The organism is bacterium, assembly GCA_024226335.1.
In the GTDB taxonomy this organism is placed as follows: Bacteria; Myxococcota_A; UBA9160; order SZUA-336; family SZUA-336; genus JAAELY01.
Genome location: JAAELY010000215.1, coordinates 1 through 5,144, shown reverse-complemented (window position 1 = coordinate 5,144; position 5,144 = coordinate 1). Strand labels below are relative to the sequence as shown.

The following is a 5,144-nucleotide window of genomic DNA, read 5'->3' as shown; positions in this document are numbered from 1 at the left end:
GCCGTTACCTGGCGCACCTGTTCGAGGTGCTGCCGACGCTCACCTCGCTGGATCAACTCGATGCTCTGCTCCCGCAGAATCTCGATCGGGCCGCGCTCAACCCGGACTGACCGAGGATGCGGTTCGTCCACCGCTTACCCTCATTCAACCTGGCTTTCAACGTCGCCTGGATGGATGGCTATAGTGAGAGTGGCACCACAAGTTCTAATCTGACTGTAGATGATGCCATGGCACGTACCCTGACAGCGCGTCTACAATTGGCGGTTGCCAAGCAACCTGATTCGCACAGTGAAATTGAGATGCGAGTTGGACTCACCTCACGACACAGTGATAACGACCGCACACAGGCCGCACTGTCGGGTAACAGCTTCAGCTTTTCCAGCGCCGGTGATGACAATAAGCTAGGTGGCTATGTGGGCCTTGACTACCGCGTTGCCACGAATGATAACCTGAGCTTGGTGGCTGACATCGAAGCGGGTAATTCCGACAATGAGAAATATGTGGATGGGCGGTTATCGTTGGAGTACAAGTTCTAAGATATTCGGCCCTAAGGTAGTCGGTTTGATTCGCATCGCCTTTTGGCGGTGCTTCGTAAGCGCTCAGCGAAGTGCGTCGTTGACGGGGAACGGCAGGAGCGCGGGATCGACGCCATGCGGGTGCAACGCTTCGTAGTTCAATCGGTCCGAATATCCCCAGGCAGGTCATAATGGCCTCGCCGGTGAAGGGCCGCTCCTGCCGAAATCGGACGTCACTCCCCGCGCATCTCGCCAACCGCTGCAAGGTTCTTGCGTGCCTCGCCGTACTGGGGATCGATCGCGATCGCCTTGCGGAACTGCTGCGCGGCTTCGTCGATTCGGTCTAGTCGTACCAGGATCACACCCAGTTGATTGTGGAGCACGGCACTCGGCTTCTCGTCGAGGGAGAGCTGGTAGTTCGACGCGGCTTCCTCGAGCTTCCCTTGTTTGATCAGGTTGCCCGCCAGATTGTTGTAGGCAGCCGTGTACTTCGGATTTACACGGACCGCTTCTCGGAACTGGGCAATGGCATCGTCCACCTTGCCCTGCTTGGAGAGCACGAACCCCAGGCCGTTGTAGGCCTCCGCCGTCGGTTTCAAGCGCAGGGCCGCCTCGTAGTGAACCGCAGACTGAGCGAGTTCACCTCGGTTCAGCAAAGACACCGCGAGGTTGAAATGCGCCGACCGGGTCTCTGAATCCAGCGCGATTGCCTTGCGGTAGTTCGTGATCGCCTCATCGCTCCTGCCCTGCCGGTCGAGAACGAACCCGAGATCGCTGTAGATCTCTGCCTTGGGTTCGACCGCAAGCGAGTTGCGGAAATGCAGGGCCGCTTTGTCGAGTCGTCCCAGCTCGGTCAGGGCCAGTGCGATGTTGTTGTTGGCTCTGACGTCCATGGGATCGACCGCCAATGCCTTTTCGTACTCGACGACCGCTTCCGCACTTCTTCCCGATTGGAATAGAGTCCAGCCCAGTGCATTGTGGAGATCGAGATTCTCGGGGTCGATTTCCAGACCTCTTCGGAACGACCGCTCGGCCCCCACGTAGTCGCCCGTCCTCTCGTTGGCCATGCCGGCACGCAGGAACGAATACGAATCCAGGAACTCTTCGCCGATCTGCGTGATCGCATCAGCGTCTAGATCAACGAACACGGGGATGTTCGCGGCGCGGTCACTGCTGGTAAAGCGCTCGAGCAGTACCGGAGGTGTGTCGTCGCCGTTCTCATCGATATGGGTCAGGAACAACTGGGTGTAGGGAGTGTTCACCTTCGACGAGAACACCAGCCATCGGCTGTTCGACGACCAGCTATGCCACGAGTTCATGAGCGAGGTGTTGGAGCTCAACCGCCGTGCCTCGCCACCTTTTGCCGGGATGATGTAGAGCTCGCTGTCGGGCTGCAACAGCATGTAACTCCGAGCCTTGCAGAACACGATCCACTTTCCGTCCGGCGAGTACTGGGCAAAGAAATTGCTCATGCCGTTGTCGGAAGCGCCAGCGAGCGGTTCGGCAACTCCGCCCTTGCCGTCGTTGAACGGGATCTTGTAGAGGTCGTAGCGGAACGGCTTCTTGTCGGTGACGAACTCCTGGACGTCCGCCAGGTCGATGATGACGCTGTTCTTGCCGGTGGAGTTCGCTAGCTCGTAGGCCTTCGCCCTGGCGAACACGATCTCCTTCCCGTCGGGACTCCACGAGGGATTGCTCTGCACGTAGGCGGGATTGTCGGCTCCGGGCAAAGCCTGGAAGGTCTTCGCTTCGCGGTCATAGACGACGAGGACCCCCTTGATGGGAAAGAAGAGCTGCGAAAAGGCGATGTCTGGTGTGGCGACGAACACCGACCGGTCCTTGACCGTGCTGATCACGTACCTGCCGTTGGGCGAGAGTTGCGACAACAGCCCGAAGGTGAGTTCCCCGTCGTCCCGCCTGTAGTCCGCCCAGGTGATGATGTTCGAATCTTCCATCACCATCTCTTTTTCTACCGGGATGACGGCATAAGCACCCTTATCGTTGCCGTAGTCGACATCGATGCCGAGCACTTTGCCCTTCGACGAAAAGGAATGACAGTTGCCGCACACCGGCAGGTCCTCGAGAACGATCGGGGGTGCGGTCTGCGAGTCGACCGAGCCGAAACGCCAGCGTATGCGGGAAGGGTCCTGAACGGCCTCGAGAAACGGCAACGGCACTTCTCGATAGAAGATCGAATCGCGAACCTCGTCCTTCGATGTACGGATGTGGACGCTGGACCCCGACAAAATGGTTGCCGGCGCCTCGTCGTCGACACCGACGATCACCACCTGGGCGTCGGCGTCGCGGGACTCGCGCTTGATGCGTTCCCAGTCCGCCTCCGGGGGCTTCCAGCTGTTGGCGCGCGTCGAGAAACGGAGAGCTTCATTGGAGGCGGAAGAGCGCACCACGATGAACCACTGATCGACGGCCTTCGACTTGTCGTTCCAAAGGAATGTCGGAGCCACGATCTTGGGCGGAAACAGAGTCCCGTTCTGCGGATACGTGATCTCCAGCTGTCCTTCCCGCTCAGCAGAACTCGAGAATGCTGCGATCGCTTCTACCGAGGGTTCGCTTGATGGTTCGCGATCTCGCGGTGGTGCTTCATCTCGGCTGCATCCGAAGAGAAGCGGCGGGAGAGCAACAAGGGCAATCGCAAGGACCACGAAGGCATGGCATCGGCTGGACGTTCGGGCGAGTGCGCCCCGCTGGGGATTCATGCTCACTGGGGCGTTGCCCGTCCGGGCAGAGGCAGAATCGCAATGGCTTCGGTCTCGCACAGGAGATCGGGGCGGCATATGGGAGCCTCAACCACTGTACACGGGAAGCCCTCGAACCCATGCTCGTGAAAGATCGTGCGGATCAACAGCGCATCGGCCGCGTGCTTCACATATGTGACAGCTGAGACCAGGTCTAGGAACGAAGCCCCCTGTGCTTCGAGCAAGCAGGAGATGTTTAGGAGCATGCGCTTGGCTTGCGCCTCGACGTCGTCTAGATGAACGGTGTCCCCCGCTTCGTCGATGCTTGCTGTGCCCGACACGTGGAGCGAGATCTTGTTCGTGTCCTCGACCTTCAAGCCACGCGAGAAATCCGAGCCGTAGGTCCAGGCTTCGTTGAGCGTGGGGGTCGACATGATCTCTACGTTCAGCGGTTGCGGCGACTTGATGGCGTGCAGGCGCATGGAAACGTCGTGAGCATCAGCGCTGGGTTCGCCTCCAACGGCGGTACTGGCCGGCATCAACTCGATGCCACGGCTGGCGAAGAACTCACGCCGTGCTCGATTGAATTCCGCATAGTCGCGATCCATGTCACGCAGGTAGATCCAGGTGCGGACGACCTCGTGAAAGCCCATTCCTGCGTCGCGTAGCAACTCCTCGGCAGAGCAGAACATGGCGTAGGTCTGCTCGAACGCACTCTCACCCGACCCGTAGATGTTGCCGGCGTGTGCGTGGAGCTGGTCGCCCAGGCGAATAAGCTTTGCAGGCAGCCGCGAGCAGGCGTCGCAGCTGCAAGCAGGGGTGGTCCAAACCTCGGTTTCGGACTGAGACGGCGGGCCATGAGGGACGACGGCCAGCGCCGAGACTTCCAAAGCTGCTTCGTCGCAAAGCGGGGCTTGTCCGATGACGGCCGTCACCGGGGGGCACGGCCCGGGCTCGGCTTCCTCGAGCACGCGGCGGCGTGTGTCGAGGATGATCTCGAGATCCCGCCGATAGTCGCCCACAAAGAGCGTCTCGCTTGTAAGTGCTGCGAGGGACGCGCCCTGGGAAGTGAGCCGTTCGAGCAGGGCCCGGTACACGGCATCGGCCTGGGCGGCGACATCGGTTGTTCCGCACTCGGGCCGGCAGAGGAAATACAGTTCGTCGGCTTCGGGTCCGCTCACCCGGCGAAGAACGGTCGAGCCATCGTCCGCGTCGATCTGGTCCTCAGGACGGCTCAATCGATGAACTCGAGCATTCGTTTCGGCAAGCGGCACTGCAACCCGGTCCAGGGTGGCGCCATCTGGATCGGATTGACGATTGACAAGAGGGGAACCCCGAGTCCTCTTCAAGCCCCCACCCGAGAATCTCGGGCGGGGGAACTCGAAAGGATCAAACCGCTTGGCTTGTCAGGGACACGCTTGCGGTTCGGTCGCTCCAAGCAGCGAGGCGAAGGTTGTGAAGGTGTTCTCTTCGTAGCAATTGTTCGCCGTGGGATCGAGAACCGCGTCGATGATGTCCGCCGCGAGCGGCGCCAGTGGGTGCGAAACCGGATTGGTGCCGTTGTTGACGAATGTATTGTCCGAGATCACGTTGTTCCTCGGCACAGGGTCATGGCCCGTAGTATTGGGGTCGGGAGTGCATGGCCCAGGGAGTCCCGTCCTCGACACACAGAAGTCGATGACCGCCAGCCCGAAGAAGTCGTTGTTCTCGACCCGATTGCCCTCGAGGCTGTGGCCGCTCACACCCTGAAGCAAAATCCCTCCGCCGGGCGGGAGGAGGGCGGGCAAACCACCCACGCCGCCGAAAAACTGGTTGTTGTCATGAATGTAGTTGTTCATGATCTTCCAGTCTTCCATCACCGGAAGCGCGGGCTCTGAAGCACCGGCTGGGTGGTAGAGGCCCATCCCGATCGTGTTGTCGTACATCTCGTTGT

At 60.2% G+C, this 5,144-nt stretch carries 5 protein-coding genes; 2 read left to right on the top strand and 3 right to left on the bottom strand.

Going from position 1 to position 5,144, the window contains the following annotated elements; translation table 11 throughout:
* Both GY725_10665 and GY725_10660 read left to right on the top strand, forming a co-directional pair.
* Window positions 1–110 (top strand): transposase domain-containing protein (locus GY725_10665; protein ID MCP4004648.1); only part of this gene is annotated, 110 nt, incomplete at its 5' end.
* 6 nt (window positions 111–116) lie between these two features.
* Window positions 117–536, top strand: a complete 420-nt coding sequence (locus GY725_10660; protein MCP4004647.1) for an autotransporter outer membrane beta-barrel domain-containing protein — start codon at window positions 117–119, stop codon at window positions 534–536.
* Between the two features lie 212 nt (window positions 537–748).
* Here the strand turns inward: GY725_10660 and GY725_10655 are convergent, their stop codons facing one another.
* The 3 genes from GY725_10655 to GY725_10645 form a co-directional block, all read right to left on the bottom strand.
* Entirely contained in the window at window positions 749–2,980 is a 2,232-nt protein-coding gene (locus GY725_10655; protein ID MCP4004646.1) for a tetratricopeptide repeat protein, read from the bottom strand.
* Between the two features lie 254 nt (window positions 2,981–3,234).
* Entirely contained in the window at window positions 3,235–4,449 is a 1,215-nt protein-coding gene (locus GY725_10650; protein MCP4004645.1) for a hypothetical protein, read from the bottom strand.
* Between the two features lie 168 nt (window positions 4,450–4,617).
* Window positions 4,618–5,144: hypothetical protein (locus GY725_10645; protein ID MCP4004644.1), on the bottom strand; the 527-nt coding region annotated here is incomplete at its 5' end.

What these genes read in the sequence shown, in the direction of transcription:
- GY725_10660 (MCP4004647.1), top strand. Translation starts at nt 117, where the DNA reads ATGCGGTTCGTCCACCGCTTACCCTCATTCAACCTGGCTTTCAACGTC.